Below are 16,339 nucleotides of genomic sequence, written 5' to 3'. Positions count from 1 at the left end.
GAAGAGATCTCAGCGCTCCTGGAGTGCCGCCAGGGCATGGACGGTCGCGGCGGTGTCCGGGTACAGCCGCCGGTAGAGGGCGTACAGCTCGTCGTAGCGCCCGGTGTGCTCGGCGCGGGGTGTCACCGTCTCACGCACCGGGTTCCAGTCCTCGATGGTGGCGTCCCCGACGAGCTGCGCGGCCAGCAGAGCATCGCCGTAACCGGCGCCGATGGTGATGGTGCGCAGCTCCTGCGGGCGGCCGGTGATGTCGGAGACGATCTGCGTCCACAGGGAGCCCTGGGTGCCGCCGCCGACGGCCACCACGCGGCGGATGTCGCCGCCGGCCGCCTCGATGACCTCGATGTTCTGGCGGACGCCGAAACCGGTGGCTTCGAGTGCGGCCCGGTAGAGGTCGCCACGGGTGTGGGACAGGGTCAGCCCGGCGATCACTCCGCGGGCGTCCGGGTCCATGATCGGGGTGCGCTCGCCGGAGAAGTACGGGAGCATCAGCAGGCCATTGGCGCCGGGGCCCGACTCGGCGGCCAGCGCGGTGAGTTCGGCGTGGTCGCCGTCGGCGAACAGGTCCCGCAGCCAGTTGGCGACCGCACCGGAGGTGGCCATGCCACCGGCCAGATTCCGGGTTCCGGGCAGGGCGCCGACCGTGCCCCACAGGGACGGGCTGGTCAGCGGCTTGGGCACGGTGTGGATGAGGAACATGGTGGTGCCGTACATCAGCATCAGATCGCCGATGTGCTGCGCCCCCACGCTCAGGGCCTCGGCCCAGGCGTCGATGGTGCCGGTGGTGACGGGGATCCCGGCGGGCAGGCCGGTTTCCTCGGCGGCCTCGGCGGTGAGGGCCCCGGCCGCCTCACCGGGCCGGCGCAGTGGCGGCAGTTCGATGCCGGGGGCGACCTCGGCGGCCCAGGGGGCGTACCACTCGCCGGCGAGCGTGTCGTACAGCGGGGTGCACTGGCTGGCCGAGTGGTGGTCCAGGACGTAGTTTCCGGTGAGCTTCCTGACCAACCAGGAACTCGGCATATACAGCCGCCGGGCCCGCGCGTAGACCTCGGGCTCCACCTCCGCGATCCAGGCGATTTTGGGCCCGGCGGCCTGTGTGGTCAGGGCGGAGCCGCAGCGGCGGATGATCTCCTCGGCGCCGAGCCGCGCCTCGATGCGCTGGATCTGCTGGACCGAGCGGGTGTCCACCCCGTACAGAACGGCGGGGCGCAGCGGGGTGTCGCGCTCATCGGCCAGCAGAACGCAGGGCCCCATGCCACTGACCCCGACGGCGACCACGGCGGTGCCACCAGAGGCGGTATGGGCGGTGGTATCGGCGGCGGTATCGGCGGCGGCGGTCAACTCCCGGGCGAGTTCGACGAACTCGCGCCACCAGACGGCAGCGTCCATCTCGAAGTGGCCGGGGCCGGGCCTTGCGGGGGTGTGCTCCCGAGTGGCCGAGCGGATCAGTGTGCCATCGAGGCCGACGAGGACGCCCTTGCTGCTCGAGGTGCCGATGTCCACACCGATGACTGCGTTGCGAGGCATGGCGAGCACGCTGGCAGAAGGCGATTTCAGCGTCAAGAGAGTCTTGATATATGGCCTCTATCCGGGAGAAAAGCCATATCAACTATGAGTATTTGTGACACAGATCACGTCCGTTTTGCCGGATTACCGGGTCCCCGCGCCCCGCCATGATGCCCGTCAGGAATCAACAGCGGGAGCGAGGATCGCATATGGACAGCAGTCGAAGCGTCGGGTCGTGGCGGGAACTTGGCGGACATTTAGGCACCGCTGTGGTGCTGGCCGGTGGCGTACTCGTGGGCGCCATCAACATCTATCTGGCCGCGAGCCTGCTGCCGACGGCGGTGGCGGACATCGGCGGTGAACGCCTCTACGCATGGAACACGACCGTGTTCCTGATCGCCCAAGTGGTCGCGACCATGCTCGTGAGCCGGACGCTCGCCCGGAGCGGCGACATTGGCTCCTACTTACTCGGCTTCGGTGTCTTCGCCGTGGGTTCGGTGCTCTGCGCGGCGAGTCCGGTGATGCCGGTGCTGCTCCTCGGCCGCGGTGTGCAGGGGCTGGGGGCAGGCTTGCTGACCGGTCTGGGGTTCGCTCTGATTCATTCGGCACTGCCGCGCCATCTGTGGGTACGTGGCAGCGCGTTGATCTCCGCCATGTTCGGTCTGGGCAATTTCTTCGGCCCGGCTCTGGGCGGGCTCTTCGCGCAATTCGGCTCCTGGCGCCTGGCGTTCGTGGTGTTGGCCCTTGTCTCCGTGGTGCTGGGGGCGTTGGTACCAAGGGTTCTCCCGGGTAGTGGCCGTACCGAGGGAGACCCGGTTCCGGTGGCAACGAGGTCGTTGTTGCTTGTCATCGGGGCCGCAGGCGCGGTGAGCATCGCCGGGATTCTCTCCAATGCGCTGGTCATGGCGGTGTTCCTGGCCCTGGCGCTGGCGCTGGCCTGGGCATTCGTACGGACGGAGAGGCGCACGAGGGTGCGCGTCCTGCCCCGCCTGACGTACCAACCCGGCTCCGCACTGCGGTGGGTCTACCTGACCATCGCCCTTCTCGCCTCCGGTGTCGCGGTGGAGACCTTTCTCCCGTTGTTCAGCCAGCGACTGGGCGGCCTTCCGCCGGTCGCCGCCGGATTCTTCGGCGCGGCTCTGTCACTGGGCTGGTCGGTGATCCAGGTGATCAGCTCCTCAGCACGCCGGGAGCAAGCGGTCCGGCGGCTGCGAGTGGCCGGTCCTGGGCTGCTCTCCGCCGGGCTCGCCACGCTGGCCTTGCTGCAACATCGCGGTCCATCGGTGCTGGCGGTCATCGCCTGGCTGCCCGTACTCCTGATCGCGGGCGCGGGAATCGGCCTGGCCATGCCCCATCTGTCCGTCGCTGCGATGGCCAGCACGACCGACAAACAGGAAGGGGAGAAGGCGGCCGCGGCGATCGCGATCGTATTGACGATGTCCACCGCGTTCGGTGCGGTGCTCGCCGGCTTCCTGGTCAATGTCGGTGGACCATCGTTGATTTCCTCCGCGCGCTGGCTGCTGTTCGGCTTCGCCGCTCTCACCGCCTTGGGGACGCTCACCGCGTTGCGCGCTGAGCACCGCGGCACCCGGTCCGCCGAAGGGCGAAGTGCGGATGAGGTGGAGACCACCAACAGTTGAGACCACCAACAGGCCGTGAGGCGCCCACGGCCGCCGGTCGCTGATACGTCAGTCCGGTGGCCCGGTGGCAATGGTGTGGCCAAGGAGGTGCAGTGGGGCGGCGCTCACTCCGGCCGCCTCGACCGCGTCCCAGTAGGCATGCGCATGGGAGGCGTTGACCAGCCCGTGGACCAGTGGCAGGTCGGACACGGCGGTGTGCAGCAGGGATTCGAGTCGGCAGGAGGCGACCGTGCCCGGCAGCCAGGACCGTTCCGCGTATCCGGAGGCGGCGGCCGGTGGGAGGTTGTCCGCGATGTGCCGCTCGGTGTCGCCGACCGCGAGCAGGCCGCCTCCGACGGTCAGCACATCACGCTGCCCGCGCATCCGGGCGAGAGCACGGGCGGTGTCGAAACAGTGCGGGAAGGAGTCGTCGACCACGACGGTGTCGGGGCGCAGCCGGTCGACGTCGAGGACGGCCGTGCCGGCGCTGACGGCGGTGACGATCAGGTCGGCCTCGTACACGGCAGGGGGAAGGGCCGGGGCGGACTCGGCCGTCGCCACCGACCCGGCCAGCCCGCTCCCGCGCAACTCCGTGGCGAGTGCGCGCAGGCGGGGCGCGCTGCCCTCGACATCGCACAGCACCAGGTGGGCGGGCGGGCGCGGGGCGTGGGTGAGGAGCAGGTTGAGGGAGGAGGTGCCGATCGAGCCGAGTCCGACCATGGCGACGGTCAGGTCGCCGAGGTCACGTCCGCTCGCGGCGAGTGCGGCGTGGACGGTCTTGACCACGGACACGGCGGTGGCGGCATGGCCGGTGGTGACTGCCGTCGTCGCCCGGTCGGTGGCCCGCACCACCTCGAATCCGTAGCCGGTCAACGCGGGGATCATGCCCGCCAGGGACACGCAGCGTGCGCCGAGGGAGGCGGCGTGGCCGACGGCGCGGGCGGTGTGACCGGTGAGCGCGCTCCCCGCGACCAGTTCATCCGCGAACAGCGGCACCGCGACGAAGGCGGAGCGGCCCAACGGTGTGCTGATCTCCTCCAGCAGGCGGGGACCTCCGTCCGGGAAGAGCAGGTCTCGCATGCGTTCGCGCGGCAGGTCGGGTTCCGGTATTCCGGCGAGCGCCGCCAGGTGTCCGGGGGCCGGTAGGTAGCCGATGAGCGCGGCGTCCGTACCACCGAAGGCGCGCGGCGCGGGGGCGGGTGCCGGGGTAGGGGTGGGGGTGGGGGTATGTCGCGGGCGGGGCGTGGCCGCCCGGGTGAGCTCGTCCCGCAGGGCGCGGGTGAACGCGGTGAAGGTGGGCGTGTCGAGGGCGGCGGCCGAGGCCCGCAGGGTGACGCGCAGACCGTCCCCGACCGGCCGGACGGCCAGGAACACGTCGGTGCCCACCGGGGGCGGGGCGAGTTCCGTGTCGTGGTGGTCCCAATCGAGGGTCAGGGTAGCGCCGGTGGGTGGGCCGAGGGCGGAGAAGTCCAGGTAGCTGAAGAGGAACTGAGTGGCGCGCGGCAGGCCGGGCGGGGCGGGCGAGTCCAGTGGGCCGGGCTGGTCGTCGGACGGCTCGCCGTGGGTGCCGCCGCTTATGCTGCTACGGCCACCACCGCTCATACCGCCACCGGTGTCGCCGACGGTGCCGTACATCCGGGCGGCCACGGCCTCCTCGGTGATCAGAAGCAGGTCCTCGCGGAAGGAGCGGAACGACCCGTCCGTCACGGCAGGGCGCAGCGGCACGGCTGCCGCCAAGGGACCGAACAGTCGGCTGATGTCGGGCAGCGGGTGGTCGCGTCCGGTGACCGCCAGCCCGAGGACGAGGTCCCGTTGCCCGGTGAGGTCCGCCAGGGCTCGGTAGTAGGCGGTCAGGACGGGGGCGTACGGCGTAGCGCGGAGGGTGGTGGCGAGAGTGCGCAGCCCGGCCGTCGACTCGGCGCCGAGAGTGAACCCCGCCGACCTGAACTCCGACGAGCCGGCCCCCGTGGCCTCGGCACCCGCCGTCGCGTCGCTCCCCGCGCCCGGGCGTCGCAGGTCGGGCCGTTGGTACGGGGTGGCGTGGCGGGCCCGCCAGGCGGTGGCGGCCGGAGCCGGGCCAAGGGGCAGGTCCGGCTGCTGGAGCAGGGCGACATAATCGCGGAAGGTGCTGCGCAACAGGGGCAGCCCGGTCGGCTCGCCTCGGCCGAGCCGGTCGTAGACGGCGATCAGTTCCCGGCCGAACAGGGCAGCGCTGTAGCCGTCACCGATGAGGTGATGGGCGTGGACGACGAGCGTGTGCTCGTCGGGGCCGGTGGTGAGCACGTGCAGGCGCAGCAGGGGCCAGGCCCACGGTTCGAACCGGCGACGGCGTTCGTCGGCGACCCGCTCCTCGATCAGGCCCGGGGATGCCAGCGTCTCGAAGTCGACCGGGAGCCGCAGCGCGGGCGGAAGTTCCTGCTGGACCGGCGGACGGACGCCCGCGGGGAAGACGGTGCGCAGCATGGGGTGACGGACGACGAGCGCGTCGACCGCGCGCTGAAAGACTTCGGTCCGCAGCGTGCCGCGCAGGCGCAGCCGGGCCAGCCACGCGGAGCCGGATCCCGGCGCGATGGCCTCGGCGACCAGGAAGCCGCGCTGGGTCGGAGTGAGGGCGTACGGCGTGAGGTCCGCGCCGGCGAGGGCGGAAGTGTCACCGCTTCCGGTGGTGGGAGGGGTACTCGGAAGGGGCAACATCCCCGGGCCGGACGGGTTCCCGGGGCCGGACGGCACGGGCCAGTCGGGCAGGACAGGCGGCGCTTGCGCATTGGGCGAGTTTCCCGGCGCGGGCGGACTTGCCGGAGCGAGTGGGTTTCCCCGAACGAGCCGGTCGGGCAGGGTGGGTGGGGTTGCCGCGTCGACAGCCGTGTCCACGGTAGCGGCCACGTCCGCGATGGCGGCCACGTCCGCGATGGCGGCCACGTCCACGTGGGCCATCTCATCCACGGCAGCGGCAAGGGCGGTGAGCGTGCTGTGCTCGTAGATGACCGTCGGCCTCGGCAGGGTGGCGTCTCGCCGTTCCCGTTCGTACGCCTTCTCCAGCCGCGCGAACACCTCCAGGACGAGGATGGAGTCGCCACCGAGCGCGAAGAAGTCGTCCTCGCGGCTGACCTCGGCGACACTCAGCACCTCGGACCAGATACGGGCCAGGGCGCACTCGGTTGGCGTAGCCGGCGCGGCCCCCGGGGCCTCCGCACGGGTGGGCGGGCGTTCGTCCGTCGCCGGTCCCGTGTCCGCGTCGGCGGCCGACTCGTCCAGTCGGCGGCGGTCGACCTTGCCCGTGCTGGTCAGTGGCAGCGCGGCCAGGAACCGGAATCGAGCCGGGAGCATGTAGTCCGGCAGGGTGCCGCGCAGATGGGTGCGTAGGTGTGCCGGATCGGGTTCGGGGCCGTCCGGCAGGGGTTCGACGTAGCCGGTCAGCTTGCCGTCACGGTGGAGTACGGCGGCGTGTGCGACCCGGGGGTGGGTTTGCAGCACCGCCTCGATCTCCCCCGGTTCGACCCGATGGCCTCGGATCTTCACCTGGTCGTCGAGGCGGCCGAGGAACTCCATTGCGCCGTCGGGCCGTTGGCGGACCCGGTCGCCGCTGCGGTACCAGCGCTTCCCGTCGCGCTCGGCGAACGCCGCCGCCGTGAGCGCGGGGTCGCCGAGGTATCCCGGCGTCAGTCCCGTTCCGCCGATGAGCAGTTCACCGGGCTCACCGACCGTGCAGCGGCGCCCGTCCTCGGCCACCACCACGACTTCCGCGCCGGAGATGGGACGGCCGATCGGCAGTCGTCGCACCTCGTCGCCGGGGCGGGTCTCGATGAGGTGGCAGGTGGCGTTGATGGTGGTTTCCGTCGGCCCGTACAGGTTGGCGATGCGGTGGCCGGGTCCGAACAGGTCGTACCAGCGACGGACATGCGCTGCGGGCAGTGCCTCGCCACCGACGTGGATCCAGCGCAGCGCCGACAGATCGGGGCGGGGCGCGCCGCGCCGTACCCGGGTCTCGGCGGCGGTCAGCAGTCGTTCCCACAGCGTCGGCACCGAGCTCCACACGGTGATCCGGTCCTGTACGACCCGGTCCAGCAGCGCCTCGGGGTCACGGACCAGATTTCGCGGCAGGGTGTGAACGGTGGCTCCGACCAGCAACGGTGCCAGCAACTGGCGTACGGAGGCGTCGAAGCACACGGAGGCGGTCTGGGCGAGCCGGTCGCCCGAACGGTAGCCGAAGGTGTCCACGGCCCAGTCCAGGTAGTTCACCATCGCCCGGTGGGTGATGGGCACGGCCTTGGGGCGGCCGGTGGATCCCGAGGTGAAGATGACGTAGGCGATGGCGTCGGGGTCGGCGGGTGGGGTGGGGTCCGCCGCGCGCAGTGGCTTCGGTGTCGGTGTCGGTGTCGGTGTCGGTGTCGGTGAGGGATCGTCTATGGCCACCGTCGTCACGGCATCGAGTGTCTCGGCCGTCGCTCGGGTGGCGTCGTGGCACACCACGGTCCGGGCCGTCGAGCGGTTGAGCTGGTCGGCCAGGCGTGCGGTGGGATGGGCGGCGTCCAGCGGCACCCACCCGGCCCCGGCCCGCAGGATGCCGACGACGCCCACGACGGTGTCGGCACCCGGCTGGGTGAGGAGGCCGACCAGGTCCCCGGGGACGACGCCCCGGGCGCGCAACCGGTCGGCGAGTGCGGCGGAGGCCCGGTCGAGTGCGCGGTAGGTCATGGTGGCATCACCGGTTTCGACCGCGATCTGGTCGGCGGCCACCCGGAAACGGGCCGACAAGCGCTCGACAATCCCGCGCCCGGCCCCGGGGACGGTGGCCGGTGCCGGAACATCGCCCTCCGCGGGCGTGGCGAGTTGCCTGTGTTCCGCGCGTTCCGCCTGTTCGGCGAGTTGCGCGAGATGGCCCAGTTCGGCGAGGTGTTCGCGTGCCAGGCGCTCCACCGTGGTCCGGGTGAACAGCCGGGCCGGGAAGTTCCAGGAGAAGCGCAGGGCTCGGTCGCTCTCCCAGCACAGCAGCCCCAGGCGCGTGGCGGCGGAGGCGGTGCGCGCGGCAGCCGGGCGCACCGTGACCGGGCAGTCGGGGTCGGTGGTGGCGGGGAAGCGGGCGAAGCTGAACCCCGCCGGGGAGGCCGTACGCGGCCGGGATCCGGCGGTGGGCAGCAGCCGGGCGATGTCCAGGCTGGTCAGCCGGGCGTGCCGCTCCGCGTCCAGCCAGATCGCGCGCAACCGCTGGGCCAGGGCGGGGGCCGGTTCGTCGGGGTCGACGGCGGCCGACAGCGGCAAGGTGTCGGCGAGCGGGCCGACCAGCCGGTCGAGACCGGACAGCCGGAGTTCGCGACGGGCGCGGGCCACGTTGACCGCGATGCCGCGCTGCCCGCTCCACCGGGCCAGACAGCGCGCGTACGCGGCCAGCAGCAGGTGGAAGAGGGAAACACCGTGGGCGGCGGCGCACTTGCGCAGTGCGGCGGTGAGGTGGGGGTCGGTGGCCACCTGGTGTGCGCTGAGGGGTGCGGCGGGCGGCGCCTCCGGGTCGCCGTCCCAGGGCAGGTCCAGCGTCGTGGGGTGGGTGGCGAGCGTGTCATGCCAGTACCGCTGGTCCTCGGCGAACTCCGGTGCGGACCGTTCCGCCTCGACGGCGGCGGTGTAGTCGGCGAAATCGCTTTCCAGCGTTGGCAGTTCGGGCGAGCGGCCGTGCGCGAGGGCGGTGTAGACGGACCACAGCTCCTCGCCGAGGATGTTGAGGCTGAACCCGTCCGCGGCGGCGTGGTGCAGTACCAGCAGCAGGTGAGCCAGGTCGGCGCGTGCGCGTACCAGCACCGCGCGCACCGGCGCCTCGTGGGCCAGGTCGAAGGGGCGGTTGCACAGCGCCTCCTCCAGGTCGGCCAGGGGGCCGTCGGCGTGGCGTACCTCGTACCAGGACGGCATGGTGTGCGGTTCGGGCGGCGCCACGCGTTGCCTGGGCGCCGTGGCGTCGGCCTCGATCCTGATGCGCAGCATCGGGTGGCGTTCGGCGAGGAGCGCGAGCGCGCGGCCGAGCAGAGCGGTGTCCAGGGGGCCGTTGACGGTCTGGCGCACATACGCGTACGCGGAGACCCCGGGGTGGAGTCTGCCGCCCGTGTGAAAGGCCAGTTGCACGGGTGCGAGGGGAAGCGGGGCCCCGTTCTCGAACCCGCCCGTACGGTCGGCGGTGGGGTGCGATGGGGGCGCGGGCTGTTGCGCCGCCCCCGTCCGAGCGGTTGTTGCCAGGTGGGCGGCCAGCTCACCGATCGTTCGGTACTCGAAGAACAGGGTGGGCGGGAGGGAGCGGCCCAGCTCCGCCTCCAGCCTTCTGACGAGGTCCACGGCGGAGAGCGAGTCCAGCCCCATGGTCAGGAACTGCTCTTCGTCGGCGACTTCGGCGGGCGCGCGGTGCAGCGCCTCGGCCAGGAGGCGGCGCAGAACGCCAGTGATGCGGGGCGGGGCGGCGTCGGCGGCGCTCGGTGTGGTTGCGAAGGGTCCCGTTGTGGGTGTGAGGGGTCCTGTTGCGGTTGCGGGGAGCCCGACGGCGGTCCCGGACTCGGCAGCGGCCGGCACGAAGGCCCTCGGCTCATCGGCAACCGACGCGCTGAACTCAGGCCCGGCGGCGGCCGGCACCGCGGCCCCTGACCCTGACCTTGCGGTAGCCGACACCGCCGTCAGATCGGCCACCACCAACTGCGCGGCGTCGATACCGCATGCCGCATGCAGCGCGGCCAGGCCCGCGCCCGTGGTCAGGGGCGCCACGCCCCGTGCCGTGGCGGCGGTTCGCGACGGCTCCGCGGCGGCCAGCCCGGTCTCGGCGAACGCGGCGAAGTTGAGCGACTGCCACGGCCGCCCGGCCGCCCGTTCGGAGGCGGCGAAGGCGTCGAGGAAGGCGTTGGCCGCCGCGTAGTCACCGAGTGCACCGGCCAGCCCGGGCAGCACTGGAGCGACCGAGGAGAGGGCCACGCATACCGCCGGACGGTGGCCGTGCCGCCACAGAGCCCGGGACAGCAGGTGGCTGCCGCGCACCTTGGCGGCCATCACCTCGGCCATCTCCTCCGGTGTCTTGGCCCGCAGCGTGCCGGCGCGCGCCACTCCGGCGGCGTGGAACACCCCGTCCAGCGGCGGCAGGTCCGCGATCAGCTCCTCGACATCGGCTTCGACGGACACATCCGCCACGCGGTATTCCGCCGTGGCGCCGAGCGCGCCGAGTTCGGCCATCAGATGGTCCGCCGGAGGACGAGCCGACCGGCCGACGAGGACCAGGGTCGGCCGACCGCGTCCGGCCAGGTCACGCGCAAGCTCGGTGCCGATCCCGCCCGTACCGCCGGTGATCAGATACCTACCGTCGGGTGGCAGCGGCGAGGACAACGGCAACGAGTCGGCCGCCATCGCCACGGGGGTACGGACCAGACGGCGGCCCGCCCGCCACGCCACCGCGCCGCCACCCGGCGCGTTCCGCGCGAGCACCTCCCGCTCCAGGGCGTCGAGCCGGACGTCCAGGGAGTCGTACGAGGAGAGGTCGACGCCGTACGCGGTGAGGCCCGGAAACTCCTCGGGGAGCGCGAGCACAAGGCCGGTGAGCAGCGCCTGGGCGGGGCGTGGCCGTTCGGCGGTGGCGCCGGTGGCGTGCACATCCTCGGTGACCGCCACCAGACGGCTACCGCCCTGGCTCATCGATGGGAGCAAGTCCCGCAGCGTGGACAGGACGGTGTGCGTCGCGGTGTCGAGGTCCGCCACGGTCGCGCACTCGGCGGCCGGTCCGGCGAGCCAGACGGTGAGCTGCGCGGGCAGCTCGGCGAGGGAGGCGTCACCGTCCCTGCGGACCGTGATACCGCGCCGCTCCAGCCGGTGGGCCAGCGCACGCGCCAGTCCCGAATCCGGCCCGGCCAGCCGGACGGTGTGCGGTGTGTCCCCGCCAGCCCCAGGAGGCGTCTCACACCAGGTGAGTCGGTGCAGCGGCGCCACCGCAGGCTTGAGTTGGTGCTCGGCCACGGGCTCGGGCCGATGCCAGGCCCCATGCTCGGACCGGCCCTTCGGCCGATGCTCGGACTGGTCCTCGAGTCGGTGCTCGGGCCCATGCGCGGCCCGGTGCTCGGACCGGCCCTCGGGCCGCTGGTCGGCCCAGTGCAGTGGCCAGTGGCGACGGCGCTGGAAGGGGTACGTCGGTACGGCCACGCGCGCCCGCCCGGCACCCAGTGCCGCGTGGTCGAGGTCCACCCCTCGCGTCCACAGCCGCCCCAAGGCCGTCAGCAGGGCCTGCCCGGGGTCGGCGCCGGTGCCCGGGGCCGCCAGCGCCAACACCTCCGGCGACGGGTCGCGTTCGGCCGCCACGGCGCGGACCGGCCCCGGCAGGGTGCTGGCGGGCCCGAGCTCGACGAAGGTGTCGTATCCATCGTCCAGCAGACGCTCGACGGCGACGCCGAAGCGTACGGGACGCAGGGCGTGTTCGCGCCAGTGGGCCGGGTCCAAAGACGGCTGCCACTGGGCCGTCAGCGTGCTGAGCAGGGGCACCGACGGCCGGCTGGGGGTCAGTTCGGCCGCCACGGCTGCGAGCGGATCGGCCACCGGGCGTATCGCCGGGGAGTGGAAGCCGTGGGAGACGGGGAGTTCGCGGGCCGTAATCCCATCGGCGACCAGCCGCCCGACGGCTCGGTGGACGGCGTCCGGGGCTCCGGCGATCACCACGTGCCCGGGGGCGTTGACCGCGGCCACGCACAGCGCACCGGCCGACTCGGCCACCATCGCGGCAACGGCATCGTCGCCGCCGCGTACGGCGGCCATGGCGCCCGGTGCGGCCAGATCGCGCATCAGGCGCCCTCGCTCGGCGGCGAACCGCACTGCCTCGGCCAGGGTGATCGACCCGGCGACGCAGGCGGCGGTGATCTCGCCGACGCTGTGCCCGGCGACCGCGTCCGGGCTCACGCCCCAGGCGCGCAACTGCCGGGCCAGCGCGACACCGAACGCGACGAGCAGCGGCTGGGAGACCTCCGTACGGGCCAGATCGACGGGCGTGGCATCGGCATCCAGGCACCACTGGACCAGGGTGCGCCCCCGCACCGGGCCGACGAGTGCGGACGCCTCCTCCATCACACGGCGGAACTCCGGTGCGGTGCGGTACAGGGCGCGGCCAAGCCCCGGTCGCGCGGTGCCCTGGCCGGGCAGCAGGAACACCAGCCGGGGCCGGGAGCGGGCCACCGCGGGGGTGGAGTGGGCTTCGAGGCGTTCGGCGAGGTCACCACGGGACACCACGGCCAGGCGGTGGCCGCCATGGTCGCGGGCGGTGTTGACGGTGGCGCACACGTCGCCCTCGTCGAGCCCCGGGTGAGCCCGCAGATGGGCCGCGAGGTCACGGGCCGCGGCTGCCAAGGCGTCGGCGCCGCGGGCCGAGAGGGTCAACAGATGCGGGCCGGCCTCGGCCCTTGAGCCGTCCTCAACGTCTGAGCCGTCACTCGAACCAGGCTGAACACCCGAGTCGTCAATCACGCCACGCTCCAGGTGCGGGGCGGTCTCCGGTCGGCCGCGGCGCGACGGGCGCTGGCGCAGAGGGGGGCGCGGAGGCGGGGGTGCCTGCTCGAGGATGGCGTGCGCGTTGGTGCCGCCGAACCCGAAGGCGTTGATTCCGGCCACCAGTGGGCCGGGGGCCGTCCATGCGCGATGCTCGGTGACCACGGCGAAACCGGGCGCGCCATCGTCCGGGAGGGTGGCGGGCGGATCGTGGTGCAACGACGCGGGCAACTGTCGGTGGCCGAGGGCCAGGACGACCTTCACCAGGCTCGGCATGGCGCCGGCGTTGAGCAGATGGCCGAGGTTGGTCTTCACCGAGCCCAGCAGTCGGGGCCGCCCGTCGGCGCGTGGCGCGAACGCCTGTGCCAGGGAGCGCAGTTCGACAGGGTCACCGAGGGCGGTGCCGGTGCCGTGAGCCTCGATGTAGGACACGCTGTCGGGGTCGACGCCCGCATCGCGGTACGCCTGGACGATGATCTCCCGCTGGGTGAGCGCGTTGGGGGCCAGCAGGCTCAGCGAACGCCCGTCGTTGTTCACCGCGGTGCCACGCAGCAGCGCAAGAACCCGGTCGTCCGCGCGGTACGCGTCGTCCAGTCGGGCGAGCACGATCGCCGCGCCGCCCTCCCCGGGGACGAAGCCGTCGGCCGCGGCGCTGAAGGCGTGACAGCGCCCGGTCGGCGACAGCACGCCCGCCTGCTCCAACAGCCGGTGGCCGGTCGGGGCCAGCGCGAGGTTGACCCCGCCGACCACGGCGAGGTCGCACTCCCCGGACTGGAGGCTGCGGCGTGCCAGGTGCAGCGCGACCAGGGCCGAGGAACACGCGGTGTCGACGGCGAGGGCCGGACCGGTCAGGTCCAGGCTCTGCGCCACGCGGGCGGCGATGAGGTTGGGGAGGTTGCCGACCAACGCGGCGGGAGGCAGCCCGCCGTACGGGCCCGAGGCCCGGGAGAGCAGTTCGCGGTAGCCGCTCTCCCCGGTCGCGGCGAACACGCCGATGCGGCGGCCCGTCCGTCTGGGTCCCGCGTAACCGGCGCGTTCCAGGGCTTCGTGGGCCAGTTCCAGAAAGATGCGGGCCTGGGGGTCGGTCGCGACCGCCTCTTGGTCGTCCATGCCGAAGTACGTGGCGTCGAAGCGGGACGGGTCGTCCAGGAAGGCGCCCCACCGGGCGGTGTTCTCCGGCCGGGTCGTCCATCGGGCGGGCGGTACGGGGCCAACGGCGTCGTGGCCGGCCACGAGCTGGTCCCAGAAGGCGTCCGGGGTGTCCGCGCCGGGGAAGCGGCAGGCCATGGCGACGACCGCGATGGCTCCCGGGTCGCTGTCGTTCACGGTCCCGCTCGGGCTCAGGATCGGACTCGGGGTCGGGGTCGGGGTCGGGGTGGCGCGGGGCCGAGCGGCCTCCGGCGGACCGCCGTGCCACGTCGCCACCACGTGTTCGGTGAGCGCGGCGACCGTGTCACGGTCGCGCAGCACGGCCGGTGGCACGGGGACGCCGAAGGTGTCCTCCACCTCGGCGAGCACCTCCATAGCCGTCAGCGACGAACCACCGATGGCCAGGAACCCGTCGTGCGGGCCGATGGTGTGCTCAGGCCGGTCCAACACCCGCGCCCAAATGCCGGTGACAACCCGCGCCACCTCCCGCCGCGAGCACGGCCCTGCGGGGACGTCCCGCGCAAGGGGGACGGCAGGGGCGGGAACACCCGCGCCCGGGGTGCCGGGCCCCGATGCGCCCACTGGCTGAGAGTCCGCATCCGGGGCGCCTGACCCCGAAGCCCCCGCTGCCGGAACGCCCTGCGCCGGAACGGCAGGGGCCGCCTCGGCAGAGACCGACACATCCTCGGTCGGAATGGCAGAAGCCGAGCCGCCCTGGGCTGGGATGGAGGCGACCGGGGCCGCGGAGGCCGGAACCGCAGACGGCGGAGCCGCCGAGGTCGGGGGCGCAGAGAACGAGGCCGCGGAAGCCAACGACGCGGACCCCCCGTCCCCGCGCCCCCACCGCTCCTCGACCGCCGCATAGGCCCCCGCCTCGAACCGCTCCCGCATCGCACGGCGGCGCAGCTTGCCGCTCGTTGTCCGGGGGAACGCGCCCGGTGGCAGGGGCAGCGCCCGTACGTCGTCGTGCGCCAGGGCCTGGCGTACCCGCGCCGCCACCTGGGCCAGCGTGGCCGACGCCGCGCGCGGTGGCCTGGTCCAGCGTACGAAGACCACCACCCGTTCCGCGCCGTCGGCCGGGTCGGTGGAGCCCACCACCGCGGCCAGGGGCGACGTGGGCAGGCCGGGGGTGGCCATTGCCACCTGCTCCAGGTCCGGGGCGTGGAAGGTGCGGCCGCCCACGAACACCACGTCCTTGTGGCGGCCGGTCACACACAACCGGCCGTCGGCCAGGAATCCGAGGTCACCGGTGCGCAGCCAACCATCGGCGAACGTGGCGGCGGTCGCCTCGGGGGCCTTTCGGTAGCCGCGCGCCACCTGCGGGCCGCGTACCCGGATATGGCCCACCCGCCGTTCGTCCAGCGGGCGGCCCGCGTCGTCCACGATGCGTACCTCGCACCCGGGCACCGGCAGGCCGACGTCCATCAGCTCCACGGCGTCCGGGCCCAGGTCGGTGTCCAGCGCGCGGCCGCGGCTGAGGGCCGCCCGGTCCAGGACACGTGGCACCGCCACCTCGTCCAGGGGCGGGAAGGTGACCGCCAAGGTGGCCTCGGCCAGGCCGTAGACCGGCAGCGGGGCCCGCTCGTCGAGCCCGGACGCCCCCGCCTGCGCGGCGAACCGCCGCCACACCGCCGGGGCGATCGGCTCGGCGCCGACCAGGACCAACCGTACGGAGGTCAGATCGAGCCGGGAGAATGCCTCGTCGGGGATCCGCCGTACGGCCAGGGCCAGGGCGAAGTTGGCGGCGGACAGGAGTGTCGCCCGGTGCCGGGCCGCCATCTCCAGCCACAGCACCGGCCGCTTGGCGAACGACAACGGCTCCAGCCGCACCTGTTTGGCGCGCGCGGCGAGCGGGGCCAGGTGGGTGCCGATGAGGCCCATGTCGTGGAAGTACGGCATCCAGCTCGCCACCACATCGTCGGAGGTGAGGGCCGCGGCGAGGCGGATCTGCTCCAGGTTGGCGAGGACGCAGGTGTGCGTCAGCTCGACGCCCTTCGGGTCGCCGGTGCTGCCCGAGGAGAACTGTAGAAAGGCCACGTCGCCGGGTGCGGGATCCGGCAGCCGGGCGGGCGGACGGCCCTGCCGCAGCTCGCCCAGCCGCAAAGGCTCGACCTCACCCGGCAATTCGGCCAGCAGTGTCTCGGTGGCCTCGTCCACGGCCACCCGCGGGCGGCCGAGCGATTCCCACACCGGCACCACCCGCCGGACATCGGACGCGAGCGGCACCGGGATGAGACCGGCCAGCAGGGCGCCCCAGAACATCGCCTGGAAGTCGGCACCGCGGTCGGCGAGCAGCGGGACACAGGTGCCGGGTGCCACCCCGGCCGCGAGGTAGCCACCAGCGACGCACAGCGCCTCGTCCCGCAGCCGTGCGAAGGTGACCGTCCGCTCACCGCCGTCTCCCCGGACATGCACCAGCACCTGGTCCGGGGCCGCGTCGGCGGCGTCCAACAAGACCTGCGGAAGCGTGGTCTCGCCATTCGGTCCCGTCATCAAGATCCCCAACTCACTTGCCGTCCCCTAGTGGGAGGCGCGCAGGGGGCGTCGGGTTCCCGGGGTCGGCAATCTCTCACCTCGGCGGC

Annotated in this window: 3 protein-coding genes; 1 reads left to right on the top strand and 2 read right to left on the bottom strand. The window is 73.1% G+C overall.

Going from position 1 to position 16,339, the window contains the following annotated elements; all coding sequences use genetic code 11:
• Positions 1 to 9: 9 nt before the first annotated feature.
• Positions 10 to 1,527: an FGGY-family carbohydrate kinase gene (locus KN815_RS11150; protein WP_216341620.1), complete on the bottom strand. Its 1,518-nt coding sequence runs from the start codon at positions 1,525 to 1,527 to the stop codon at positions 10 to 12.
• A 188-nt stretch (positions 1,528 to 1,715) separates the two neighbouring features.
• Between KN815_RS11150 and KN815_RS11145 the strand changes: the two genes are divergently transcribed.
• Positions 1,716 to 3,146: an MFS transporter gene (locus KN815_RS11145; protein WP_216341619.1), complete on the top strand. Its 1,431-nt coding sequence runs from the start codon at positions 1,716 to 1,718 to the stop codon at positions 3,144 to 3,146.
• 48 nt (positions 3,147 to 3,194) lie between these two features.
• Here KN815_RS11145 and KN815_RS11140 read toward each other — a convergent pair whose 3' ends face one another.
• A complete protein-coding gene (locus tag KN815_RS11140) occupies positions 3,195 to 16,250 on the bottom strand; it encodes a non-ribosomal peptide synthetase/type I polyketide synthase (protein ID WP_253208896.1) in 13,056 nt (4,351 codons plus the stop codon).
• Positions 16,251 to 16,339 lie beyond the last annotated feature (89 nt).

It is taken from the genome of Streptomyces niphimycinicus (assembly GCF_018883605.1).
GTDB classification, from domain to species: Bacteria; Actinomycetota; Actinomycetes; order Streptomycetales; family Streptomycetaceae; genus Streptomyces; species Streptomyces niphimycinicus.
Note: the sequence above shows the minus strand (reverse complement) of the source record. Positions and strands in the feature narration are given on the sequence as shown.